A 24,724-nucleotide genomic window follows, 5' to 3' on the forward strand; every position below is an offset into this window, starting at 1 on the left:
AGCAAAGAGAATTTCATCAAGAAATTCTACAAGCAAAGCAAGCTGGGAGTGGGACGACGAATTCAAAAGAATTCCGTCCCGCTCCCTTTTTTTGTTTTATGCAATTTAGTTAATCAAAGCTTGATGATTGTGAATCGCATCATAATCATAGTTCTTAATAATCTCGCATCCTAATGGATGTCTGCCATTATCAACATGTTGATTAACTTCTTCTAGTATTTCTAAAATTTCATATTCTGGTGTTTCAATATTAAATGAATATCTAAATATATGTCCGTGATCAGATTTAACAGTTGCCATGAGTTCGTCATTAATCATTTTATAGCCTAGCAATTCCATTATTGATTCCCCCCAATAAGTGTGATTACTTAGTTATAATGTAGCATGTAAAAATGCATGATGACAGTAATTTTACTTAAATGCTAATGATTATCATTTCGGTGTTTATTTTGTGAGGAGTACTAGGAAAAGGGATTAAAATTGGGCATAAAAAGAGGGTGACGTCGGGTTAAGGCGTCACCCAGGAGTATTATGTTCATGAATATAAAAGACTTTGTAGTTATTATTTAACTACACCCTTATACTACCATGTAACCGACCATAATGACAATGAAAAGTACTTAAAATATTAAAAAATTTCGTTTAGTCCTATGATTTGTAAAAGTCGTATTTAAGTTAAGTATTAAACGCTAAAGAATCGTGCTACTTTTGGAATTTTAGACTACCCGTAGACTTACATTTACAATTTAAGTATGCCATAATCTATATAATATTAAATTGAAGTGGGTGTGTATATGGAAGGTATCTTAACCTTTATTACTATTACGTTACTTATCATTATAGTGCCTGGTCCCGATTTTTTAATTGTTATGAAAAATACAATCCATTCGGGTAAAGTAAATGGGGCAATGTCAGCATTAGGTATCACTTTTGCACATGTCATTTATTCGTCATTAGCTGTGTTGGGCATTATATATATCCTTACAAGTTTATATTACATATTTTTGATCATTAAAATACTTGGTGCGTGCTATCTAGTGTATTTAGGCGTACAAAGTATTCGCACCGCACGTCAGTCGATGAATTTTAATACAACTCGTATTGGCATAGATGATGTGAGCTATTTTACTTCGTATCGTCAAGGCTTTATTAGCACTATTTTAAATCCTAAAGCACTACTGTATTATGTGAGTGTTTTACCTCAATTTCTATCAACGGGTGGTATTGAAGTAAAGTCACAAGTAGCCGTTTTATCTATAATTGTCATCATCGTTATCTTAATTTGGTTTTTATTCTGTGTATTTGTATTTCAATATATTAAGTTACTATTCAGTCAACCGAAAATAAAAGCTGCATTCGATTATATGGTAGGTATCATTTTAATTGGGTTATCCATTCATTTATTATTAAGCAAGAGTAGTTAAATTAAAGTAAAGGATTGTAGTATATGAAACTATATTTAGTGAGACATGGTGAATCACAATCAAATTATGACAACAAACATAAAAGAGCTTATTTCTGTGGTCAATTAGATGTACCACTAACTAAAAAGGGTATTGAGGGTGCACAAAATTTAGAAAGTTATTTTAAAGAAAGACAAATTGATCACGTCTATGTATCCGACTTAACGCGTACGCAAGAAACCTATCGCTATATCTTTCCTTATGAGATACCGACGACAATTACGTCATTGCTTCGTGAACGTTCACTTGGCGTGTTTGAGGGCGAGTATAAAGATACGTTGATGCATGATGCGGAGTATCATCGTTACTTTAATGATCCGGAGTATAAAGATTTCCGTCATAGTTTCACTCAAAAAGCGCCTGAGGGTGAGAGTTATAGAGATGTATATCAAAGAGTTCATCTATTTTTTGAACAATTGAATCGTCATGATGATAAAACAATTGTGATTGTAGCACATCAAGTCGTTATTCGTTGTATATTTGCATATTTCAATATGATTGATGAGGATGAAGCATTAGATTACAATGTCGACAATTGTAAGCCATACTTTTTAGAAATATAATATGTATGAAAATAATTGCTTAACAATTAAAAGAGGTTGGGACATACATAATATAATGGTGTTATTTTGTAAATTCGCAGTAGCTGATTGAACTGAAAAAGCGCTTAAATCAAGCTTTTTCAGTTCTAGTCAACCTTGCGGGCGGGCTTCACCAAAGAGAATTTCACTAAGAAATTCTACAAGCTAAGCAAGCTGAGAGCGTACAGTCTACTTCTCTCTACAGCTAATCTTAGTATGTTTTTTATTTATCTAATACGTCAGACTTAATATTTTTATCATCTAGGAATTTTTGGATTTTATCTTGTTGTTTACCATTCACATCACCTGCATAATGCGTAGGCACATCGACGACATTAATTGTATTTTGAGGTTCATAATTAAGTTGTTCAATACTCTTATCTACATCCGCAATCGTACTATTTAAGGCGTGGAAGTAGTTAATAATTCGCTCCGTATTTTCTTTATAACCAGAAGGTAACGTATTGTTTTTTACGAAATCTTTGAAATGTATATCGTTTTTAACGGCCAAATTTGATAAGTTGCTAAGTTTTTTGGCTTGTTCATCCGTAACGTGTGTTTGACCTGTACTTTGACGGTCAATTTGGCTTTGCATTACATATTTATTATCTAAAATATCACTATTTACATCTAAATATTTTTTAATGGCTTTATTCATTTCATCTTCAGTTAGTTTTTGATTCTTTTTATCGGAAGTGAAAATATCGCTCTCTTTCAACGCTTTAGCATTTTTAGGTGCATTAACACCATTACTATGATGGTCTGTTGAATCATTATTCTCCTTAGGTGCACAAGCACTTAATGTTAGTAATAATGATAAAAAGAGACCTATTATTAAACTTTTCTTCATAGGTTTCTAAAATCTCCTTTATTAGTAACGCAACTATAATTTTACATAGTAATAGATTATCATTTATTGAAAAATAATTGAATGTTAAGTGCTTAAAATCACAATTATCTATGAACAATTTGTGGCATTTATCCATCTACATATTTTGTATTTCTACTATTGTATTACCTTTTGCAAACCAAAGTCTTAAATGAGTCCAAACCTGTTCTACTTGCTCGGTTAGTTTATCCTCGGGAATAGGGTACAGCATATCTCCTGCAATCATAACTTCAATAGCCATAATCGCTTCATCTAAGTCTGAAGATGAACGTAATTCGTGGAATAACATAGTCATATCCGTGTGTATCTCTTCTTTATCATCAGTAGTGAAGTAGTGTTTTATGAACGTTTTAAATTCTTTAATCACTTTGTCCGCTTTATAATATTCATGGACATCGAAAGAAAGTAACTCTTTTAATGTCTTTGGTTCATAATAATCAAGATCTAATGATTCAACATAAGTTGGATCAATATAATTTGCCATTACTGGATGGACTAAATACCCTTGCTTAATAACTGTGAAGTGATGCATATTTAAAGATTGAATATGGAATTTAATTTCATTGCTTGATTTTGATGTGTTTAATAATCGTTTTAATAATTTTGAAACGAATTGCAGTGATACGACACCATATAAATTTGTTGCTGCAGTATAAAATCTAAATAAGGTAATTTCTTTATCACTTTTATTTTGATCCTTCATTTCGCTTATTTTATATTCAACATGTGCTTCTTTTAACAAATTATTAACACTATTCGTAAATGTAGAATCTAGAATCTCATCGCTTAATAATTTTTCTAAATCATGCTCATCGATGTTTTCAACGCCCATATCTATAAGTTTGTTAATATGATCGCTATTTATATCGAATAAAAGATTCAATTCTTCATCAATATAGTCATCTTCATCTAAGAAGGGGACGTCGTTATTAATAGTCAGTAAATCGGGCAAAAGATTATCTAACCCACCAATATCATTCACATATTGTGAAAAATGATTCATAACATCCTGTGGTATGATAATAACTTCGCTACGTATATCAAATCTTAAAATAAATAGATGTCTTTCTAAGACCTGGAAATCCATACCTAAGTATGCATTTAATGCATTGAAGTCATAATTCGTATCAACATTTTTACCAGATTTATATGTATCTACAAAGATATCTAGTATTCTACGGGGCATTCGTCCGAATTCCTGTTTTAAAATTGAAAAATCTCGGAAGAAAGCGTCATTTATTAAATCGATAATTGAGGCTTTGTTCTTATTAGAGAACCCTTTAATTTTATAAGAACGACAAATATCTTTTAGACTTTCCATATTATATTCAGCCATTTCCTCTTTAAGAGAAACGTTTTTATACTTTTCAATTGCTGTATATTGCCCATGAAGTTTCATAACATAATCTTCTTCTCTGATGGTTTTTGGTGGAAACTCAGGGTACTTTTTGTTTAAAACCACTTCGTTCAACATAGTCAGTATGAGATTATTTACGACAAACGTATCTTCTTTTACAAATGTAACAATGCCATATTTATAACAAATAGGTAACTTTTTTAATTTTCTCTTATTAATTAGAATGAGTGATTCACCATTTTTTAAAAAAGTACTAATATAATTTTTCTCAGATTGACTCATCTCATTGTAAAGTCGCGTTAATGTTTTAGGTTGTGAAGCGAGTTCAAACAACATATCGGCTTTGCTGTAATAAGATGGTGGATTTACAAGTTGCTTCAAGTTACTCGTTTGTTCCTCTGAAATTAGAGATAGCGATTCATACATAAAGAAGACCTCCAATGTTATTTATCTGCATAAGTTTAGATTATCATAGATAATATGAAAGTCACACAAAAAACAGAGACCCTTACATGGGTCTCTGTTATATATGAAGATATTTGATAGGTTAAGTGATTGATAGGGATAAGAAGCAAGGTCATAAAGACCTTACACCTATCCTTAGATAGTAATTAATTTCTAATGATATAATCGAATGCATTTAATGCCGCATTGGCACCAGCACCCATAGAAATAATAATTTGTTTATTTTTTTGGTCAGTAACGTCACCAGCCGCAAATATACCTGGAACGTTTGTATTGTTATTACGATCAATAACAATTTCGCCACGGTTATTTAATTCTACTGCGTCACCAATCCAATGTGTGTTTGGTACTAATCCAATTTGTACGAAGATACCATCTAAGCTTAATTCTTTCATTTCGCCAGTAGTTAAATCTTCGTAACTAATACCAGTTACATGATCTTCACCTAATACTTCAGCAGTTCTTGCACTCGTGTGAATGTCTACGTTTGATAGTGAACGTAAACGATCTTGTAATACTGTGTCTGCTTTAAGTTCTGATGAATATTCAAATAAAGTAACATGTTTAACAATTCCTGCTAAGTCGATAGCAGCTTCAACACCAGAGTTTCCTCCACCGATAACTGCAACGTCTTTATTTTCGAATAAAGGACCATCACAGTGAGGGCAGAAAGCAACCCCTTTATTAATTAAACGATCTTCACCAGGAATGTTAAGCTTACGCCAACTTGCACCTGTTGAAATAATAGCAGTCTTAGTTTCTAAAACAGCATCATTTTCAAGTGTGACACGGATGGCTTGATCTGTCTTCTCAATATTAGTAGCACGGATGCCTGTCATTGTATCAATGTCATATTCATCAATGTGTGCTGCGAGATTAGCTGAAAATTGAGAACCTGTTGTTTCTTTTACAGTGATAAAGTTCTCGATACCAGCAGTATCATTAACTTGACCACCAATACGGTCAGCAATAATACCAGTACGTAGTCCTTTACGAGCAGTGTAAATGGCTGCACTACCACTAGCTGGACCACCACCGATGATTAAAACATCGTAAGGGTCTTTACCTTCGAATTCAGAAGCGTCTTGTGTGCTGCCTAATTTAGTTAAGATATCTGAAATGGTCATACGTCCATTACCAAATTCTTCACCATCTAAGAATACTGCAGGAACAGCCATGATATCTTCTGACTCTTCACGGAATACAGCACCATCAATCATCGTATGCGTGATGTTAGGGTTAACAACACTCATTAGGTTTAATGCTTGGACAACATCAGGACATTTTTGACACGTTAAACTAACGTATGTCTCGAAGTTGTATTTACCTTCTAAACCTTTAATTTGATCAATGATAGATTGTTTCTCTTTAGGGGCACGACCACTAACTTGTAAAATTGCTAATACAAGTGAATTAAATTCATGACCTAAAGGAATTCCGGCAAACGTGATACCAGCTTCTTCATCAGGTTTGCTAACTGAGAAACTTGGCGTACGTTTTAATTCTTTTTCTACGATTGTAATGTGCTCAGACATTTCAGCGATTTCGTCTAAAAGTGCTTTAAGCTCTTTAGATTTATCATCAGAACCGATACTTGCTCTGAATTCTACATCGCCTTCCATAAGTCCTAAAAGTTGCTGTAATTGTTGTTTTAAATCAGCATTAAGCATTCTTTAATGCCTCCTTAAATTTTACCTACTAAGTCTAATCCTGGTTGTAATGATTCAGAACCTTCTTCCCATTTAGCTGGGCAAACTTCACCTGGATGTTGACGTACGTATTGAGCGGCTTTGATTTTATTTACTAATGTGCTTGCGTCACGGCCAATACCATCTGCATTGATTTCAGCTGCTTGAACAACGCCGTCTGGGTCAATAATGAATGTACCACGTTGAGCTAATCCAAGTTCTTCGTCTAATACGTCGAAGTTACGAGTGATTGTTTGTGAAGGGTCACCAATCATTTGATATTGGATTTTGCTGATAGCATCTGAATGATCATGCCAAGCTTTGTGTACGAAATGTGTATCAGTTGATACTGAGAATACATTTACACCTAAGTCTTGTAATTTGTCATATTGGTTTTGTAAATCTTCTAATTCAGTTGGACATACGAATGAGAAGTCAGCTGGGTAGAAACATACGACACTCCAAGAACCTTTTAAATCATCTTGGCTTACTTCTTTGAATTCGTCGTTTTTAGGATCATAAGCTTGCGCTGTGAATGGTAAAATTTCTTTATTGATTAAAGACATAACTTAAATTCCTCCTGATTATCGTGAATATTAATTAGAACTACATAATAATAATTGCTTGTTTATAATAATTCTAATTTCTTAAGTATTATTATTACATGCTATTTCTTATTCGTCAACTTAATGCACTTATAAGTGATAAAATGCTATTTTAACATTGTTAAAACGGGTTTTTTAACACGTCGTTAAGAAAATGAAGAAGTGATTAAGTTTTAGTTTTTAATTTGAAAAATAGGTGTCATCATTTTTTCTGAATATCAATTAACCTTTTTCATTCTCAACTAAACATATATTTTTGATCATGCAAAATAAAATAAATATAAAAAGAACGGAATAGAAACCACATATAGTATGAAGATTTCATTGTTCCGTTCAATAATAATGAATAGGGTGTATAAATGATTTATTTAAGACTCAGGATAATGTTGGAACATATGGTTAATCAATGACTTTAACTGTGACTGATCCTACTTTGTCATAGTCAGCAGTATACGTACCTTCTTCTAAATTTAAAGGAGAAATAAAGGTTCCAGAAGAAATAAATTGTCCTCTTTTTAAAGATTTGCCATGAGAATGTAATTTTTTATTTAACCATTTCACGGATTCAATAGGGTTTCCAAGCACTTCACTAGAGTGACCAGTTTCAATTTGCTGATTATCTTTGAATAATTTTAAATTAATATCTGCGAATGCTTCATAATCGAGAGGTGTGATACGTTCGCCCACTACGATGAGTCCTGTAGCAGTATTATCAGAAATCAAGTCACCTAGAGTGAAATTAGGGAACCAATCTTTATAACGTGCATCTGGAATTTCGATTCCTGGTGCGATTTTCACACTTTCTAATATCGTTTGCGTGTCAGCATCTTCAGGTAAGTCGGCAGTTAATTCAAAAATAATTTCAGGTTCTAATAGTGGCGCAAATAATGTAGTGAGTGATACGCCATGACCATTTTCTACAACTTGATGAGATAAAATTGTACCGTAAGCTGGTTCGTTAGTATTAGCGATGGCTTGAGTTGCAGCACTTGTCATACTTACTTTATAACCTTTGATAGGGACCTGCTTCTCAGCTTGAATTTGCTGAATAAGATCATCTTGTGTTTGATAAGCTTCAGGTTCAGTAAGCGTGTGTGTGTTACTTACAAATTCAATAGGTTCCTTTGACATATATGCTTGAAATAAGGCGTTTGATACTTCTTTATTTGCTTGGCTCATACTATCTCTCCTTAAATATCTGAAAATTGTTACTATTATGATAACTATAAAATGACCATCATGCAAATGGTTTATGGAAGATAAGTAATTCTTTATAAAAGCAAAATAAAAAATAAATTGTTACGATGTAGTCAATAGGATTGAAGGAGTGGATACAATGACAGACTATGTTTACAATTTAATGAAAAAACACCATTCGGTAAGACAATTTAAAGATAAACCGCTAAGTGACGACACAGTTAGAAAGTTGGTAGAAGCAGGTCAGAGTGCATCAACGTCTAGTTATTTACAAACATACTCAATCATTGGTGTAGAAGACCCAAACATTAAAGAACAATTAAAAGAAGTATCAGGACAGCCATATGTTGTGGATAATGGCTATTTATTTGTCTTTGTTTTAGATTATTATCGTCACAATTTAATCAATGAAACTGTTGATTTTGACATGCAAACTTCTTTTGAATCAGCAGAGGGGTTATTAGTAGGCGCAATCGATGTGGCTTTAGTGTCTGAAAATATGGCTTTGGCTGCAGAAGATATGGGTTATGGTATTGTTTATTTAGGTTCACTACGAAATGATGTTGGTCGTGTTAAAGAAATTTTAGATTTACCTGAATATGCATTTCCATTATTTGGAATGGCTGTGGGAGAACCGGCAGAGGATGAGAATGGTGCACCTAAGCCACGTTTACCGCTTGATCATGTATTCCATAAAAATGTTTATAATAGTAATGCGAAAGAACAAAGAGAAGCGATTCAAAAATATGATGAGACAGTTAGTAACTATTATAAAGAACGAACGAATGGAAAACGCCAAGAAACATGGTCAGAACAAGTCGCTGGGTTCTTAAGTGGAAAAACACGTTTAGATATGTTAGAAGAATTGAATAAATCAGGATTAATGAAGAAATAATCGCGTTTTAATAAAGAAAGCGTAGCTAACGATTACAATTGTTTGAAATAAACACAATAACGTTTGAGCTACGCTTTTTAAAATATGAATTAATTTGTTGATAAATCTCCATATTCGTTTGAGTTAAACTTATCTTTGTCCATATTACCAGTCAGCTTAGCTGTACCAGTACCTGCTAATATTGAATCATTAACGTTCAATGCAGTACGTCCCATATCGATGATGGGTTCGATTGAGATAAGTACCCCTGCAAGTGCTACTGGAAGGTTTAACGTTGATAATACGAGGATGGATGCAAATGTTGCGCCACCACCGACACCAGCTACACCAAATGAACTGATAATAACAACGCCAATTAAAGTAAGTATAAATGGTAGATCAATATCTACGTTTGCAACTGGTGCTACCATGATAGCTAGCATCGCAGGATAAATACCTGCACAACCATTTTGACCTATGGATAAGCCAAATGATGCTGAGAAATTAGCAATCCCATCTGGTACACCTAATCGCTGCGTTTGCGTTTGAATGTTTAATGGTAATGCACCCGCACTTGAACGAGAAGTGAATGCGAATACAAGCACTTCGAATGTTTTCTTAACGTAACGAACTGGATTGATACCCATAATTGCTAATAATATTAAATGGATAATGTACATTGTGATTAATGCTGCATATGATGCAACCATAAATTTACCTAATGTCCATATCGCTTGGAAATCACTTGTAGCGATTGTTGATGCCATAATCGCAATGATACCGTATGGTGTGAGTCTTAATACAAATGTCACGATAGACATGACCAATGAGTAAATTGCATCGATACCACGTTTTAATAAACTACCACTATCCGGTTGTTTGCGAGCCACACGTAAATAAGCAAAGCCTACAAAAATCGCAAAGATAACCACTGCAATTGTAGACGTTGTTCTTTGACCAGTGAAATCTAAGAATGGATTACTTGGTAATAATTCTAGAATTTGTTGTGGTAACGTATTAGCAGTTATATCTTTCGCTTGATTACTAATTTCGCTTCCTCTTGAATTTTCTGCACTGCCTAAATCAATGCTTGAGGCATCGAGGCCAAATACAATGGCATAAAAAATTCCTACGATAGCAGCAATAGCTACAGTTCCAATTAAAAACATAAAAATATAAGTACCGATTTTAGCGAATTTATCACCAATTTGTATTTTGCTGAATGCAGATACGATTGAAATGAAAATCAGTGGCATTACAATCATCTGTAGTAATGCAACATAGCCGTCTCCTACAATACTGAACCAATCTGTAGTTGTTTCAAGTACTTTAGAGTTAGCACCATAAATGAGATGTAAAGCAATTCCAAACACGATACCCAATCCTAATGCGGTAAATACTCTTTTAGGAAATGAGACGTGTTTTTTAGCCATTATAAATAACCCAATTAAGAATACAATCATAATGACAATATTAATAACTGTAAAAAAAGTCCCCATAATGAATCTCCTTATAATATTCTAATTCCGACATACTTTATAAGGATAATACTATTTATTTTATATTTCAATACTTTGAAATAAAAAGCATAAATTATAAGTTTTTGAAAAGACACAATAGCTAATTAAATTAAAACAATTTAAAGTTTTAAATTATTAATCATATAAAAAAAGGGTGAGGCAGTGGATTCAAAATGAATGCTGTCTCACCCTTATATTAATAGTATTGTGACAAATTGATAGTGTCACAACTGTTCGCTTTATTTGAAAGATTTATAAGTTAAATAATCGTGCAAAGAAACCTTTCTTTTCATCGTTAGGTCTACCAAGAGGAGATGACTGAGATTGTGTCGTAATATCCTCTTTTAATGTATCGATAGATTGTTGATTTTTATCATTAATTTCTTTAACTAAATCATTTTTAGTGTATTCAGATTGCTCTTTTTGAGCCGTTTGAATGGCTTCTTGAGCATTTTGAATAGCTAATAATGATTGATTATTAACATCTAATTTTTCAGTGATTTGATTTTGAAGTTCTTTTAATTCTGTTTGTTGTTGATGAACTTGACTGATCATTTGACCAAGCATTTGACGTTCTTCACGCATTTTTTGAATTTCTGTACGTAATTCTTCTACTAATTGCGTAGCGCTTTGATCCGCAGGTAATTGTTCATTGTCTTCTTTAACAATGACTTGTAAAAAGTCTTTTTCCTTTTCAAGCTCTTCAAAAGCTAAATCATAACTATTTGTTTGTTTTACTTTTTCAGCGATATCTTGGAAAAGTTCAATATCTTCTTCTTTAAAATCAGTAGCTTCACGGCCACGGTATTCAGTCTTACTAAGTTGATAGCCACGTTCTTCTAAATGTTGGACTATTTTACGGACTTGTTTTTCACTTAGTTCGACACGCTGAGCGAATTCTTTGGTTAACATAGCTGAAAGTCCTTTCGTTCATTGATTTATGTACACTGACGTTTGTCTTCTGTCAGTGAAACGTCAGTCTAACCTCGACTATTAGTTTAACCCTTTATATCGCTCATTTCAAGTGTTCCTAGTGTGGTAGGCGTAAATTCATTTTTACTAATAAAGGATAGATAATATCGCGTGAAATACCATTAGCAAATACATATTTTAAAATATAATTTGATTTCACACTTGCTGGGTATATATCTTTAGTTAATTCAATGTTTGATTTAATGAATAAATCTACTTTAAAAGGCGATTCAATTTTTGAGTAATTTGGATGTATATAATCAATTTCACTTTGTCTTTCAAAGCCATTAGATAGCAATAATTGCTGGCGTTGAGTGACTGCTTGTTGATTAATGTCTTGTAATGAGTGATCTGTTTTAGGCACTTCAACCATTACAAAATTAATATCACGAGCATGCACCTTATTAGAAAGTAGGTTTAATTGATGCTCAATTTCTTGTAGTGTGCTAACGAGGACATCTTCATAATCTGAAGTGTTATTCGCAATTAAGTGTATTAAAAAGGCTGAATTTGTTGTTGCTTCATAATGTGCTGTCGCTAAACTAATGATTTCATCATCTCGTATGCCCACGAGAAAAGTATAATCATTTTCTGTTTTATTATTTTTTAAGGATCGCTCAATAATATAGCTATCTTCATAAAAATTTACATCTAATTGTTGATTATAAAAAGCGATTGCTTTGTCATAATACGCATCTTTAATTGATTGAATCACATGAAATTTCATAATATCACCCCCACGAATATTTGTTTAAGTATAGCATATTTAGATAATAAGACGTCATTAATAAAACGTTATGAGACGAAAAAAGGCCGTAAGATAAACGCACTACTATAGCGCATCTTACGGCTTCAAAGTTTAAATCCAATCGTGATTATGATTTTGGACCTTTAGATTCATTCGCATAATGTGTGATATCAATTTCTTCGTAAGCTGAGTTATTTTCCTCAACTTCGTCATGTGAAGATTCATCTTTGTTAGCAACTACTAAAAATTTGCCGTCTAAGATTTCTTTTTTGTATTTTTCTTTTTGATCCTCAGATAAATCATAACGAGCTAAAACAGCTTCTTCACCGTCTTCGCCAGTTAATAATTTAGACATGCGATCACTAAATGAACCACTTGTGGCAATTAAAGTCACTTGAGAATCATGTAAATCATCTAAGTGTAATTTACTTTTACTTACAACGACTAATTCATTTTCTGAATATCCTTCAGCTTTTTTCTTTTGTACAACGTTATAAATTTCATCTTGCTTATCTAATACGGTAAAATCTGCCATATCAATCGCCCTCCATCTTTTCGTCCTACTTTTAATAAAAATATACCCTTAAGAATATTTATAAAACGCAACTATAGTTATTATATAATTAATTAAGAAGTGTTTACAAATAGTGTTGAGCAATATTTAGTTAAACGCTTACACGACAAAATATTATTGTGAAAGGGCTTATAACCATTTCTATGATATTGAAAATCAAGCAAAAGTTTGCTATTATCGTAAAATAATTTATATCACTCATATAATCTAAAGAATATGGCTTTAGAAGTTTCTACCATGTTGCCACAAACGACATGACTATGGGTTCAGAATCAATACATAAAATGGACGATGTTTATTTAAATGACTATCTAGAAATACTGTATAAGGTTGTTTCACTTTGGAGGTTGTATATTCATTCACTTCATCCTATGAGATAAAACAAATTTAAAATTATAAAGTGTTTAAAGAAGAATACATTTAAATATACGACTTCTTGAAATTTTAAAATGATATGTATTGCCTGTTCGCTCATGGATCCTGAAACTTTCTCGTAAAGTTTGAGGCTTTTTTTGTATACAAATTTAGGAGGTTTTGACGTGGAATCGCTTAGACAGAAAGTCAAAGAAGATGGCGTAGTAATTGATGAAAAAATATTAAAAGTTGATGGTTTTTAAATCATCAAATCGATGCAAAACTAATGCATGAAGTAGGCAAAACATTTTATGAGCAATTTAAAGATAAAGGTGTTACTAAGATTTTAACAATCGAGGCATCAGGCATTGCTCCAGCTATTATGGCGGCATTACATTTTGATGTCCCATGCTTATTCGCTAAAAAAGCGAAACCAAGTACGTTGAAAGATGGTTTTTATAGTACGGATATCCATTCGTTTACAAAAAACAAAACAAGTACAGTGATTGTCTCAGAAGAATTTCTAGATGAGAATGATACAGTTTTAATCATTGATGATTTCTTAGCAAATGGCGATGCCTCACTAGGATTATATGATATTGCACAACAAGCTAAAGCTAAAACAGTTGGTATTGGCATTGTTGTTGAGAAAAGTTTCCAAGATGGCAGACAAAGACTAGAAGAGGCAGGTTTAAATGTGTCTTCATTATGTAAAGTAGCCTCATTACAAGGCAACCAAGTGACTTTACTAGGTGAAAATGAATGAAGACGTTCATTTTAAGTTTACAACACTTATTAGCAATGTACGCCGGTGCAATCTTAGTACCAATCATCGTTGGTACGAGTTTAAAGTTTACACCAGAACAAATTGCGTATTTAGTCACAGTGGATGTTTTCATGTGTGGTGTAGCAACATTTTTACAAGCTAACAAAGTAACAGGTACAGGTTTACCCATTGTACTAGGATGTACGTTTACTGCAGTTGCACCTATGATTTTAATCGGTCAAACAAAGGGTCTGGATGTGCTATATGGTTCATTATTTATATCAGGTATTTTAGTTGTTATTATTGCACCATTCTTCTCTTACTTAGTTAAGTTCTTTCCACCTGTTGTAACAGGAAGTGTGGTTACAATCATTGGTATCAATTTAATGCCAGTTGCAATGAACTATTTAGCTGGTGGAGAAGGCGCTAAAGACTATGGAAATCCTAAAAATTTAATTTTAGGTGGCGTTACACTTATCATTATTCTTATCTTGCAAAGATTTACAAAAGGGTTCTTAAAATCTATTGCGATTTTAATCGGACTGGTTGCAGGAACAATATTGGCAAATCTGCTTGGTTTAGTAGATATTAAGCAAGTGGGAGAAGCCCATTGGTTAGGCATTCCTCAACCGTTTCGTTTTTCTGGTTTCGGTTTTGATTTAGGTGCGATACTGGTATTTACGATTGTAGCAATCGTAAGTTTAATAGAATCGACTGGTGTATATCATGCGCTAAGTGAAATTACTGGCAAAAAATTAGAAAGAAAAGATTTTCGTAAGGGTTACACTGCGGAAGGTCTTGCTATTGTATTAGGATCAATCTTTAATTCATTTCCTTACACGGCATATTCACAAAATGTTGGGTTAGTATCTTTATCAGGTGCGAAGAAGAATAAAGTGATTTACGGTATGGTAGTTTTACTACTCATTTGTGGTTGTATTCCTAAATTAGGTGCTTTAGCTAATATCATTCCATTACCTGTATTAGGCGGTGCAATGATTGCGATGTTTGGTATGGTGATGGCTTACGGTGTTAGTATTTTAGGTCATATTGATTTTAAGAATCAAAATAATTTATTAATCATTGCAGTATCTGTAGGATTGGGTACAGGTATTAGTGCAGTACCACAAGCGTTTAAAGCTTTAGGTGAGCAATTTGCATGGCTAACTCAAAACGGTATTGTATTAGGCGCGATTTCTGCAATTATTCTTAATTTCTTTTTTAATGGTATAAAGTATAAACAAAGCGAAGAAAATGTGAAATAATAGAAATAACTATATATAAAAATGGAGGCTGTATTATCAATGTGGGAAAATAAGTTTGCTAAAGAATCTTTGACGTTTGACGATGTTTTATTAATTCCAGCAGCATCAGATGTGTTACCTAGTGATGCGGATCTTAGTGTTGAATTATCAGAACGAATTAAATTAAATATTCCAGTTATATCAGCTGGTATGGATACAGTAACCGAATCTAAAATGGCAATTGCAATGGCACGTCAAGGTGGTCTAGGTGTCATTCATAAAAATATGGGCATCGAAGAACAAGCTGAAGAAGTTCAAAAAGTTAAACGTTCAGAAAACGGTGTTATCACAAATCCATTCTATCTAACACCTGATGAAAGTGTATATGAAGCAGAGGCGTTGATGGGTAAATACCGTATTTCAGGTGTACCAATTGTGAGTGATAAAGAATCAAGAGCATTAGTAGGTATTTTAACTAATCGTGATTTACGTTTTATAGAAGATTTTTCAATCAAGATTTCTGATGTGATGACTAAAGAAAACTTAATTACAGCTCCTGTAGGCACAACATTGGATGAAGCCGAAACAATTCTACAAGAACATAAAATTGAAAAATTACCTTTAGTGGAAAATGGCCGTTTAGAAGGTTTAATTACAATTAAAGATATTGAAAAAGTCCTTGAATTCCCTCATGCAGCTAAAGATGCGCATGGTCGTTTGCTCGCTGCAGCAGCTATCGGGACATCTAAAGATACAGAAATTCGCGCTCAAAAATTAGTCGAAGCTGGTGTAGATGCATTAATTATCGATACAGCACACGGTCATTCTAGTGGCGTGATTCAAGAAGTTAAAAAAATGAAAGAAACATATCCTGAAGTTACTATTATCGCAGGTAATGTAGCGACTGCTGAAGCAACACGTGCATTATTCGAAGCTGGTGCTGACGTAGTTAAAGTTGGTATTGGACCAGGATCAATTTGTACAACACGTGTCGTAGCAGGTGTAGGTGTACCTCAAATTACAGCGATTTATGATTGTGCAACGGAAGCACGTAAATTTGGAAAAGCAATCATAGCAGATGGCGGTATTAAATTCTCTGGTGATATTATTAAAGCGTTAGCAGCTGGTGGACATGCAGTAATGCTAGGAAGTTTATTAGCTGGTACTGAAGAAAGCCCAGGTGCCACTGAAGTATTCCAAGGTAGACAGTATAAAGTGTACCGAGGCATGGGTTCTTTAGGCGCAATGGAAAAAGGATCAAATGACCGTTACTTCCAAGAAGACAAATCTCCTAGAAAATTTGTCCCTGAAGGTATTGAAGGTCGTACAGCTTACAAAGGTCCATTACAAGATACAATTTACCAACTTATGGGTGGCGTAAGAGCTGGTATGGGTTATACAGGTTCACCTGACTTAAAAACATTACGTGACGAAGCACAATTCACACGTATGGGTCCTGCTGGTTTAGCAGAAAGTCATCCACATAATGTACAAATTACTAAAGAATCACCTAACTACTCATTTTAAAATTAACGTAGTGTGATGATGGCAGTTTGTTAGAAAGAATGGGGAGCACTTTTCAATTCAAATATGTTTGTCTCAGAGTTTGTTCACTTTAAAACATAATCTTGGAGCAATACATTTGGAAAGTGTCTCTCTATTATTTACATAAAATTCAATTTAAAGGAGATCCACAATTATGGAAATGGCTCAAGAGCAAGAGTTGATTCTTGTCTTAGACTTTGGTAGTCAATATAACCAATTGATTACACGTCGTATTCGTGAAATGGGCGTATACAGTGAATTACACGATCACGAAATTTCAATTGAAGAAATCAAACGTATGAATCCGAAAGGTATCATCCTTTCAGGTGGTCCAAACTCAGTTTATGAGGAAGGTTCATTTACGATTGACCCCGACATTTATAATTTAGGTATTCCTGTACTCGGTATTTGTTATGGTATGCAGTTGACGACGAAACTTTTAGGTGGAAAAGTTGAACGCGCTAACGAACGTGAGTATGGAAAAGCAATAATTAATGCGAAATCAGATGATTTATTCTTCGGTTTACCATCTGAACAAACAGTATGGATGAGTCATTCTGATAAAGTGATTGAAATTCCAGAAGGATTTGAAGTTATCGCGGATAGTCCAAGTACAAGTTATGCAGCAATTGAAGACAAAGAACGCCGAATTTACGGTGTTCAATTCCACCCTGAAGTACGTCATACAGAATACGGTAATGATTTATTAAGAAACTTTGTGCGTCGTGTTTGTGAATGTACGGGCGAATGGACAATGGAAAACTTTATTGAAATTGAAATTGAAAAAATTCGTAACCGTGTTGGCAATCGTAAAGTCTTATGTGCGATGAGTGGTGGTGTAGATTCATCAGTTGTAGCAGTCTTATTACATAAAGCGATTGGCGATCAATTAACATGTATCTTTGTTGACCATGGATTACTTCGTAAAGGCGAAGGGGACATGGTTATGGAACAATTTGGTGAAGGTTTCGACATGAATATTATTCGTGTGAATGCACAAGAGCGTTTCATGGATAAATTAAAAGGGGTATCTGATCCAGAACAAAAACGTAAGATTATTGGTAATGAATTTGTATACGTGTTTGATGATGAAGCGGCTAAATTAACAGATGTTGATTTCTTAGCACAAGGTACACTTTATACTGATGTCATTGAATCAGGCACTAAAACAGCGCAAACAATTAAATCTCACCATAACGTAGGTGGATTACCAGAAGATATGGAATTTGAACTTATTGAGCCTATCAATACATTATTCAAAGACGAAGTACGCGCTTTAGGTATTGAATTAGGTATTCCTGAACATTTAGTTTGGAGACAACCATTCCCAGGTCCAGGTTTAGGTATCCGTGTGTTAGGTGAAATTACAGAAGATAAATTAGAAATTGTGCGTGAATCAGATGCGATTTTACGTGAGGTTGTGCGTGAAGAAGGTCTTGAAAGAGATATTTGGCAATACTTCACAGTTCTTCCTGGCATTCAATCTGTAGGTGTAATGGGAGATTATCGTACGTATGATCATACTGTAGGTATCCGTGCAGTAACATCTATCGACGGTATGACAAGTGACTTCGCCCGCATTGATTGGGAAGTCTTACAAAAAATCTCAAGCCGTATTGTAAATGAAGTCGATCACGTTAACCGCGTAGTCTATGACATTACGTCTAAGCCACCAAGCACTATTGAGTGGGAATAAGAGTCAACAAATAAGTATAGGCTAGAAACACCTTTATAATAGGGTTTCTAGCCCTTTTTAATATGAGAGGTTATATAAATGAAATTAAATAAAATGAAGCTTCAAGGAGAAAATTATTCTAAGGCATTAGCCATTTGGGAACGTTCAGTTATAGCTACACATGATTTTTTAAAAGAGAAGGATAGAATACAACTTAAAAAGGAAATACCAACATACTTCCCATATGTTGAAGCATATTTATGGTTCGACGGGAACGACATCATTGGCTTTTCCGGGACTCATGATTCAAATTTAGAAATGTTATTTTTAGATCCTAAGTATTTTAAACAAGGATATGGCACGGCAATACTTCAAAGTCTAATTCGAGACCATAATGTTCGGTATGTGGATGTAAACAAAGATAACCCCGGTGCCTTGGCATTTTATCGCAAGAACGGATTCATAAAATATGATGAATCTGCAAAGGATGGACAAGGTAGGGATTATCCAATCGTGCATCTTAAATTGTAAATGGTTTTACTTCTTCCATGCCATTAATAATTCATTATGGTTTGTTTTATCAATATTGGCGTCGATTTTTATGAAACCTAAATCCGTATAAAAATGAACGGCGCGATGGTTTTCTTCAAATACTTTTAAAGATAAATAATCATATTCAGATTGTAAATGCTTAATGAGTGCATGCCCAATCCCTTGGTCTCGAAATTCTTCTTTTACAAACAAGCCGGCTATGTAAGTGTTATTAAGCCCGCAAAATGCGACAATGTCCTTACCATTTTTATAAACGTAAACCTCAGCATACTTAAGAGCATCAAGTACAGTAGTATAGTTGTCTATCCAATAAAAACTATCAATAAAGGTATGTGTATCTAAATTTGCATTAAGCCAAATATTGCCTAATACTTTTATTGTTTTGCGATTTTTCTTTTTTAAATGTTCAATCATAGTAGACACCAACTTTAAATGTTTAATAGGTTATATCAAAGTGATAAAGGTATTAATGCTATAGTCTGGGACGACAAATTTAGAAAGAATTCTGCCCCACTCCCCCTTGTCTAAAGATACGAATTCGATTCGTTCGTCATCATAAACGGTGATTGCGATAGTCAATGAAGATGATCTGATTATGTATTAATCACAACATATCTGATGATGTACATCTCTAGTATTTGATTCACTATTACCCTAAATTTACGTGTATTGTTCTGAAATGAACATATTATTAAGAAAAATTCACTAAATATTAATTAAATCAATAATTATAAGAGGTTTTTTAAAATATTTTTAAGCGGTTTCACAAAATTGTTACATGCATGACTGTTAAAATATGTTACTTTATAGTTAAACAAAATAAATTCATTTTATCCACTGACGTTCAATCTTTATCCATATAGAGATTGAGCGTTTTGTTTATTAACGCATAAAAAGAGTGAAATCTAATGATTTCACTCTTTTTATGGAATGTTTATGTGCGTTATGCGAGACTTATTTTTTAGTTAAGTCGATGATGAATTTAACAAGTTCAATAATACCAGAAATGATTCCCATTTTGAGTACCTCCTTATTAAATGTTAAATAAAGTATAACGTGACTTTGAATATCTGTGGGCGATAGTTCCTAACTCAATGAAAGCGTTTCGTATTCGTTAGATTTCAGACAATTAGTAACGATAAATCATGCCTATCTGAATGATTAAAGGTCGATAATAATATTGGATAAACGAAATACCCTTCGAATACGTTAATAGATTGACTTTTTAGCAATAATTTTTTATATTGTATGTATTGTGCTGAATTTTTACATAGGTCTTTATCAAGCAGTTGTGCAAGGGTACGCAGTATTCATTGTTCAATTGAAGGATGAGACATATGGTTGATGATACATATAAGGTAGCTTGAAAGAGCATTTATACATATTAAGTAAATGAGTTCTCATAGAAACCTACAATAGTTAGTAAATATCTGATATCTAAGGATAAAACTAGACTATTGTAGGTTTTTTCTTATATTGTTTATAGTATAAGGGAACTTTTTTAATGAAATAGATTGAAGACATGGAGGAGCGGCAATGTTAAGTTCAGGTTTTTTACTAACATTATTTTTCGTAACGCTTGTCATTGCAGTGTTAAGTGGCTTGATTTTTTTAGTGCCATCGGTTCCTGTAAAATACATACGTTTACATTTAACTTTACTTCTATTACCTGTCATTGTAGGAGTAATTGGCTTAATCACTATTAATGGCAGAGATATCGTAGGCATCTTTGCGCTAGACAAATTAGCTTGGTTAGTAGGTGCCTTTGTACTCGCTTTAGGGTTTATAATTCAAAAATTCTCTACACGTTACTTATTAGGTGATCGTAATTATCGTAAATACTTCCCGTTATACACATTTACAACGGTATTTGCGTCTGTAGGTTGGCTAAGTAATGATTTACGTTTAATGGTTATTTGTTGGGGATTGACATTATTTTGTTTAACGCAACTGATTCGACTCAATCGTTCATGGAAAGTACCAGCTGAAGCAGCAAAGGTTTCAGCACGATCATTTATCATTGGTTGGGTAGCATTACTTTTAGCTGTCGTTGTATTTTATATTGGTACAGGCGATTGGGTTATCGACCCATCACAAGATTATGATGTTGCAATGAGTTATGGACTGAAATTAATTGTAGATTTATTACTCGTTATTGCAGTTATTATTCCAGCAGCACAGTATCCATTCCAAAGCTGGTTAATTGAATCTGTTGTAGCACCCACACCTGTTTCTGCAATTATGCATGCTGGTATTGTAAATGCAGGTGGCATCATTTTAACGCGTTTTTCACCTGTGTTTGATAATAGTATTGCCTTAACGTTATTACTTATTATTTCAAGTATTTCTGTACTTATCGGTTCAGGAATTAGCTTGGTGCATGTTGATTATAAAAGACAGCTTGTAGGTTCAACAATGAGCCAAATGGGTTTTATGCTTGTACAATGTGCGTTAGGTGTTTATTCTGCTGCGATTATTCACTTGATTTTACATGGCGTCTTCAAAGCAACGCTATTCTTACAATCAGGATCAATTGTTAAACGTTTTAATATCCCAACACCACCTAATGTTAAACGTTCTTATGCTTGGACAGTGTTAGGGAGAACATTAGCAATTGTTATTGCAGTTATTTTCTTTTTAACAAGTTCGCACACACCTTATACATTAATTAGTGCATTTATTTTAGCATGGTCGTTATCTGTATCGTGGAATCAGATGGTTGCGCTAAATAGAGGAATGATGGGTAGGATGATTGGCATAGCAATGCTCATCATTGTAGCGCTTGTTTATGTTGTGACCCATGACGTATTTGTCAATATTTTAAGTAATGTATATATGGTTGCGCCACACCCACCATTCATTAGCGTGGTCATTTGTATTGCCATTCTAGTATTAGGTAGTATCTTTAGCATTTGGGTAGCACGTCGTCGTTCGTCAACAGCTTTTGCTAAAGTATATTTATGGCTTGTGAAAATTGGGGAAGCAAAATTTAAATCGGTTGAAAGTCATCCGAATTATTTAAAAAAATATTTATAAGAGGTGGCATCAAACATGACTATAACTAAATTTAACATAGAGGACACAGTCAAAGCGGCACGTCGTGTGATTACACCACTATCTCCGATCTCTATCTTTGCTGCACGTAATCCGTGGGAGGAAATGGAACATGAAACGTTTGATCAAGTTGCTCAATGGTTTAAACATGTTCGCGATATAGATTTGTACCCAAGTCATGCATCGGTGATGACTGCTTTGGAAAATGGAGAGATAGATCAAACACTCGTAGAAGCAGACGTTCAACAAGCTATTAAAGCTTACGATACATCAGTGCCAAAATCACATATTGATACTTATTGTAAGAACGCAATGCGCATTAAGGATGTGCCTACAAACCTAATAACTAAAGAAGCCTATTTAAAGATTGAAGTTTCTAAGCTTAAACGTGTATTTGAAGATGAACCTTTTAAATACGCACGTTCAAAAAGTGCGAATGCGTTTAATGCTAAAGGCGAATCTTTAATGGATGAACTGAATACACATATTATTAAGTGGTCTAAATTATATTTGGATAACTTCCAATCAAGTTGGACAATGCCGAAAAGAGAAAAAGGATTTTATATCTCTTGGTTGCATCTCGCACAGCACGATCCCATGTTGAGTAAGACACAACGTAAAATGGTTAAAACATTACCTCAAGATTATAGAGAAGCTTTAATTATGGCATTGAACCATTTAGATATAGCGGAAGATGAACGAGAGTCTTATTTAACAGGACATTTCTTATCGTTACCAGGTTGGGCTGGAATGATGTATTATCGTGCCGAACAACATGAGCATGAAGCGGACTTATTAACACAGTATCTTGCTATACGATTAACGATGGAATGTATTTTATTAGATACTGAAAAAATGAGTCGCCCGGCAGTCTTAAATGTGGAAAGACGAATTAAAGAATTGGTAAGTAAGTGGTTATATTATGGAGAAATGTCTATTGATGATTGGGCATCGATGTCTATTGAAGATCAGTTAGAACATTTAAGATTTGCACATGATTTTAACCCGCTTTATTTCAAAAAATTATGGCTTGAAGCATGGGAAGAAACGCATGAACGTGAGTTAGTGGAAGCGATATATGATAAATCTGTTAAACCAGTTAAACAAGAAACACAAGTTCAATTAGCCTTTTGTATTGATGTGCGTTCTGAACCATTTCGTCGTCATTTAGAAAGTGAAGGACCATTTGAAACAATCGGCATTGCAGGTTTCTTTGGACTTCCAATTAGAAAAGAAGTGCTAGATGAACAATTTACACATAATTCATTGCCTGTTATGGTATCGCCGGCTTATGCCATTAAAGAGTACGCGGATCGTCATGCTCTAAATACGTATAATCAACAGCAACATTCGGTTACGTCTATGTTCTATACATTTAAATTGATGAAACATAATGTTTTACCAAGTTTACTATTACCGGAATTAAGTGGACCATTTTTAAGTTTGAATACGATTGCGAGTACATTGATGCCGAAGAAGACAGGGCATTTTGTTCGTAATTTTACCAAGAATTGGTTGAAGAAACCTGAAGCTAAACTAACAATAGACCGTGAACATGAAGTTTATAGTGATTTACCAATCGGTTTCACAGAAGAAGAACAAGTTGCCTTTACAAGACAAGCATTACAATTGATGGATTTAACGACGAACTTTGCCCCTTTAATTGTATTAGGGGGTCATGGAAGTGTGTCTAATAATAATCCGTACCATGCCTCGCTAGAATGTGGTGCTTGTGGCGGTGCATCAAGTGGCTTTAATGCTAAATTATTAGCAATGATGTGCAACTTGCCTCACGTTCGTAAAGCTTTAAAAAGTGAAGGTATAGTGATTCCAGATTCAACGGTCTTTGTGGCTGCAGAGCACAAGACGTCTATCGATGACTTAGAATATATTTATATGCCTGAATTAACGACAGAAGCACAACATGCATTGGATATGTTAAATGAAGCTATGCCGCGTGTAAGTTATAAGGCAAATTCTGAACGTCTAGCAAATCTTCCTGGCTTAGATCAAGAACATTTAAAAGACCCAGTGGCAGAAGCACATCGCTTTGCGAATGACTGGAGTGAGATTCGTCCAGAATGGGGCTTAGCACGTAATGCGGAATTTATTATTGGCCAACGTAGTATTACTGCAGGCACTGATTTAGAAGGGCGTGCTTTCTTACATAATTATGATTGGAAGAAAGATGCTGATGGACAATTATTAAACACAATTATTTCAGGACCAGCGCTAGTAGCCCAATGGATTAATTTACAATATTACGCATCGACGGTTGCGCCGCATTTTTACGGAAGCGGAAATAAAACGACGCAATCTGTTACGTCTGGTGTCGGTGTCATGCAAGGGAATTCAAGTGATTTACTTGCCGGGTTGCCTTGGCAATCAGTTATGGCAGCGGATAACAAGATTTATCATTCTCCAATTCGATTACTGGTCGTTATTCAAGCGCCGGATCAATATATCAAAGACTTACTTGAGAATAATGTTAAGTTCAAGCAGAAAGTGGATAATCACTGGGTACGTTTGGCTAGTATTGATGAGAACGATAGCTGGAAAGACTGGTAGGGAGTTCGGTTTTTCCGAAAAAAATGATAAAAT

Annotated in this window: 20 protein-coding genes, 2 pseudogenes and 1 riboswitch; of the genes and pseudogenes, 10 read left to right on the forward strand and 12 right to left on the reverse strand. The window is 34.0% G+C overall.

The window, feature by feature from the left end:
• Window positions 1-105 precede the first annotated feature (105 nt).
• A complete protein-coding gene (locus tag KA878_RS04630; RefSeq protein ID WP_193839775.1) occupies window positions 106-339 on the reverse strand; it encodes a hypothetical protein in 234 nt (77 codons plus the stop codon).
• A gap of 455 nt (window positions 340-794) precedes the next feature.
• Between KA878_RS04630 and KA878_RS04635 the strand changes: the two genes are divergently transcribed.
• A complete protein-coding gene (locus KA878_RS04635; protein WP_193839774.1) occupies window positions 795-1,424 on the forward strand; it encodes a LysE family translocator in 630 nt (209 codons plus the stop codon).
• A 23-nt stretch (window positions 1,425-1,447) separates the two neighbouring features.
• Window positions 1,448-2,026 (forward strand): histidine phosphatase family protein, encoded by a 579-nt coding sequence (locus KA878_RS04640; protein WP_193839773.1) that lies wholly within the window; start codon window positions 1,448-1,450, stop codon window positions 2,024-2,026.
• 241 nt (window positions 2,027-2,267) lie between these two features.
• Here the strand turns inward: KA878_RS04640 and KA878_RS04645 are convergent, their stop codons facing one another.
• The 5 genes from KA878_RS04645 to KA878_RS04665 all read right to left on the reverse strand — a co-directional run bounded on the left by KA878_RS04645 (window position 2,268) and on the right by KA878_RS04665 (window position 8,227).
• Window positions 2,268-2,894 (reverse strand): NDxxF motif lipoprotein, encoded by a 627-nt coding sequence (locus KA878_RS04645; RefSeq protein WP_053030267.1) that lies wholly within the window; start codon window positions 2,892-2,894, stop codon window positions 2,268-2,270.
• A 136-nt stretch (window positions 2,895-3,030) separates the two neighbouring features.
• On the reverse strand, window positions 3,031-4,716 hold the full coding sequence (locus tag KA878_RS04650) for a hypothetical protein (RefSeq protein ID WP_193839772.1): 1,686 nt from the start codon (window positions 4,714-4,716) through the stop codon (window positions 3,031-3,033).
• A gap of 185 nt (window positions 4,717-4,901) precedes the next feature.
• A complete protein-coding gene (gene ahpF, locus KA878_RS04655) occupies window positions 4,902-6,425 on the reverse strand; it encodes an alkyl hydroperoxide reductase subunit F (RefSeq protein WP_193839771.1) in 1,524 nt (507 codons plus the stop codon).
• A 14-nt stretch (window positions 6,426-6,439) separates the two neighbouring features.
• On the reverse strand, window positions 6,440-7,009 hold the full coding sequence (gene ahpC, locus KA878_RS04660; protein ID WP_053030264.1) for an alkyl hydroperoxide reductase subunit C: 570 nt from the start codon (window positions 7,007-7,009) through the stop codon (window positions 6,440-6,442).
• A 438-nt stretch (window positions 7,010-7,447) separates the two neighbouring features.
• A complete protein-coding gene (locus KA878_RS04665; protein ID WP_053030263.1) occupies window positions 7,448-8,227 on the reverse strand; it encodes a 2-keto-4-pentenoate hydratase in 780 nt (259 codons plus the stop codon).
• A 157-nt stretch (window positions 8,228-8,384) separates the two neighbouring features.
• Between KA878_RS04665 and nfsA the strand changes: the two genes are divergently transcribed.
• On the forward strand, window positions 8,385-9,140 hold the full coding sequence (gene nfsA / locus KA878_RS04670; protein ID WP_193839770.1) for an oxygen-insensitive NADPH nitroreductase: 756 nt from the start codon (window positions 8,385-8,387) through the stop codon (window positions 9,138-9,140).
• Window positions 9,141-9,229: 89 nt separating this feature from the next.
• Here nfsA and KA878_RS04675 read toward each other — a convergent pair whose 3' ends face one another.
• The 4 genes and pseudogenes from KA878_RS04675 to KA878_RS04690 form a co-directional block, all read right to left on the reverse strand.
• The gene (locus KA878_RS04675; RefSeq protein ID WP_075108943.1) at window positions 9,230-10,618 is read right to left on the reverse strand and encodes an L-cystine transporter; all 1,389 of its coding nucleotides are present in this window, start codon (window positions 10,616-10,618) and stop codon (window positions 9,230-9,232) included.
• Between the two features lie 429 nt (window positions 10,619-11,047).
• Window positions 11,048-11,551, reverse strand: a pseudogene (locus KA878_RS04680) (DNA-binding protein); the annotation flags it as partial.
• Window positions 11,552-11,669: 118 nt separating this feature from the next.
• On the reverse strand, window positions 11,670-12,338 hold the full coding sequence (locus KA878_RS04685; RefSeq protein ID WP_053030259.1) for a hypothetical protein: 669 nt from the start codon (window positions 12,336-12,338) through the stop codon (window positions 11,670-11,672).
• A 148-nt stretch (window positions 12,339-12,486) separates the two neighbouring features.
• Window positions 12,487-12,894, reverse strand: coding sequence for a general stress protein (locus KA878_RS04690; RefSeq protein ID WP_075108940.1), 408 nt, complete (start codon window positions 12,892-12,894; stop codon window positions 12,487-12,489).
• Between the two features lie 217 nt (window positions 12,895-13,111).
• Window positions 13,112-13,214, forward strand: a riboswitch (purine riboswitch).
• A gap of 258 nt (window positions 13,215-13,472) precedes the next feature.
• On the opposite strand from KA878_RS04690, the pseudogene xpt reads away from it, so the two are divergent.
• The 5 genes and pseudogenes from xpt (at window position 13,473) to KA878_RS04715 (ending at window position 19,048) form a co-directional block, all read left to right on the forward strand.
• Window positions 13,473-14,053: pseudogene (xpt, locus tag KA878_RS04695) on the forward strand (xanthine phosphoribosyltransferase).
• On the forward strand, window positions 14,050-15,318 hold the full coding sequence (gene pbuX, locus KA878_RS04700; RefSeq protein ID WP_053030256.1) for a xanthine permease PbuX: 1,269 nt from the start codon (window positions 14,050-14,052) through the stop codon (window positions 15,316-15,318). The pseudogene xpt and the gene pbuX overlap by 4 nt, the downstream one beginning before the upstream one ends.
• A gap of 39 nt (window positions 15,319-15,357) precedes the next feature.
• On the forward strand, window positions 15,358-16,824 hold the full coding sequence (guaB, locus tag KA878_RS04705; protein ID WP_053030255.1) for an IMP dehydrogenase: 1,467 nt from the start codon (window positions 15,358-15,360) through the stop codon (window positions 16,822-16,824).
• A 172-nt stretch (window positions 16,825-16,996) separates the two neighbouring features.
• The gene (gene guaA, locus KA878_RS04710) at window positions 16,997-18,538 is read left to right on the forward strand and encodes a glutamine-hydrolyzing GMP synthase (RefSeq protein ID WP_053030254.1); all 1,542 of its coding nucleotides are present in this window, start codon (window positions 16,997-16,999) and stop codon (window positions 18,536-18,538) included.
• 78 nt (window positions 18,539-18,616) lie between these two features.
• Window positions 18,617-19,048: a GNAT family N-acetyltransferase gene (locus tag KA878_RS04715; protein ID WP_193839769.1), complete on the forward strand. Its 432-nt coding sequence runs from the start codon at window positions 18,617-18,619 to the stop codon at window positions 19,046-19,048.
• A gap of 6 nt (window positions 19,049-19,054) precedes the next feature.
• On the opposite strand, the gene KA878_RS04720 is transcribed toward KA878_RS04715, so the two are convergent.
• Both KA878_RS04720 and KA878_RS14635 read right to left on the reverse strand, forming a co-directional pair.
• Window positions 19,055-19,483 (reverse strand): GNAT family N-acetyltransferase, encoded by a 429-nt coding sequence (locus tag KA878_RS04720; RefSeq protein ID WP_193839768.1) that lies wholly within the window; start codon window positions 19,481-19,483, stop codon window positions 19,055-19,057.
• Window positions 19,484-20,023: 540 nt separating this feature from the next.
• The gene (locus KA878_RS14635; protein ID WP_089046351.1) at window positions 20,024-20,086 is read right to left on the reverse strand and encodes an alpha family phenol-soluble modulin; all 63 of its coding nucleotides are present in this window, start codon (window positions 20,084-20,086) and stop codon (window positions 20,024-20,026) included.
• Between the two features lie 519 nt (window positions 20,087-20,605).
• Between KA878_RS14635 and KA878_RS04730 the strand changes: the two genes are divergently transcribed.
• Both KA878_RS04730 and KA878_RS04735 read left to right on the forward strand, forming a co-directional pair.
• Entirely contained in the window at window positions 20,606-22,105 is a 1,500-nt protein-coding gene (locus KA878_RS04730; RefSeq protein ID WP_193839767.1) for an NADH dehydrogenase subunit 5, read from the forward strand.
• Between the two features lie 15 nt (window positions 22,106-22,120).
• On the forward strand, window positions 22,121-24,691 hold the full coding sequence (locus tag KA878_RS04735) for a DUF2309 domain-containing protein (protein WP_193839766.1): 2,571 nt from the start codon (window positions 22,121-22,123) through the stop codon (window positions 24,689-24,691).
• The last annotated feature ends 33 nt before the right edge of the window (window positions 24,692-24,724 follow it).

It is taken from the genome of Staphylococcus sp. GDY8P57P, from assembly GCF_017892585.1.
Lineage (GTDB): Bacteria > Bacillota > Bacilli > Staphylococcales > Staphylococcaceae > Staphylococcus > Staphylococcus borealis.

What these genes read in the sequence shown, in the direction of transcription:
- KA878_RS04665 (WP_053030263.1), bottom strand. Translation starts at nt 8,227, where the DNA reads ATGAGCCAAGCAAATAAAGAAGTATCAAACGCCTTATTTCAAGCATAT.
- ahpC (WP_053030264.1), bottom strand. Translation starts at nt 7,009, where the DNA reads ATGTCTTTAATCAATAAAGAAATTTTACCATTCACAGCGCAAGCTTAT.
- nfsA (WP_193839770.1), top strand. Translation starts at nt 8,385, where the DNA reads ATGACAGACTATGTTTACAATTTAATGAAAAAACACCATTCGGTAAGA.
- KA878_RS04685 (WP_053030259.1), bottom strand. Translation starts at nt 12,338, where the DNA reads ATGAAATTTCATGTGATTCAATCAATTAAAGATGCGTATTATGACAAA.
- guaB (WP_053030255.1), top strand. Translation starts at nt 15,358, where the DNA reads ATGTGGGAAAATAAGTTTGCTAAAGAATCTTTGACGTTTGACGATGTT.
- KA878_RS04645 (WP_053030267.1), bottom strand. Translation starts at nt 2,894, where the DNA reads ATGAAGAAAAGTTTAATAATAGGTCTCTTTTTATCATTATTACTAACA.
- KA878_RS04635 (WP_193839774.1), top strand. Translation starts at nt 795, where the DNA reads ATGGAAGGTATCTTAACCTTTATTACTATTACGTTACTTATCATTATA.
- ahpF (WP_193839771.1), bottom strand. Translation starts at nt 6,425, where the DNA reads ATGCTTAATGCTGATTTAAAACAACAATTACAGCAACTTTTAGGACTT.
- guaA (WP_053030254.1), top strand. Translation starts at nt 16,997, where the DNA reads ATGGAAATGGCTCAAGAGCAAGAGTTGATTCTTGTCTTAGACTTTGGT.
- KA878_RS04630 (WP_193839775.1), bottom strand. Translation starts at nt 339, where the DNA reads ATGGAATTGCTAGGCTATAAAATGATTAATGACGAACTCATGGCAACT.
- KA878_RS04650 (WP_193839772.1), bottom strand. Translation starts at nt 4,716, where the DNA reads ATGTATGAATCGCTATCTCTAATTTCAGAGGAACAAACGAGTAACTTG.
- KA878_RS04675 (WP_075108943.1), bottom strand. Translation starts at nt 10,618, where the DNA reads ATGGGGACTTTTTTTACAGTTATTAATATTGTCATTATGATTGTATTC.
- KA878_RS04715 (WP_193839769.1), top strand. Translation starts at nt 18,617, where the DNA reads ATGAAATTAAATAAAATGAAGCTTCAAGGAGAAAATTATTCTAAGGCA.
- KA878_RS04690 (WP_075108940.1), bottom strand. Translation starts at nt 12,894, where the DNA reads ATGGCAGATTTTACCGTATTAGATAAGCAAGATGAAATTTATAACGTT.
- KA878_RS04730 (WP_193839767.1), top strand. Translation starts at nt 20,606, where the DNA reads ATGTTAAGTTCAGGTTTTTTACTAACATTATTTTTCGTAACGCTTGTC.
- pbuX (WP_053030256.1), top strand. Translation starts at nt 14,050, where the DNA reads ATGAAGACGTTCATTTTAAGTTTACAACACTTATTAGCAATGTACGCC.
- KA878_RS04735 (WP_193839766.1), top strand. Translation starts at nt 22,121, where the DNA reads ATGACTATAACTAAATTTAACATAGAGGACACAGTCAAAGCGGCACGT.
- KA878_RS04640 (WP_193839773.1), top strand. Translation starts at nt 1,448, where the DNA reads ATGAAACTATATTTAGTGAGACATGGTGAATCACAATCAAATTATGAC.
- KA878_RS04720 (WP_193839768.1), bottom strand. Translation starts at nt 19,483, where the DNA reads ATGATTGAACATTTAAAAAAGAAAAATCGCAAAACAATAAAAGTATTA.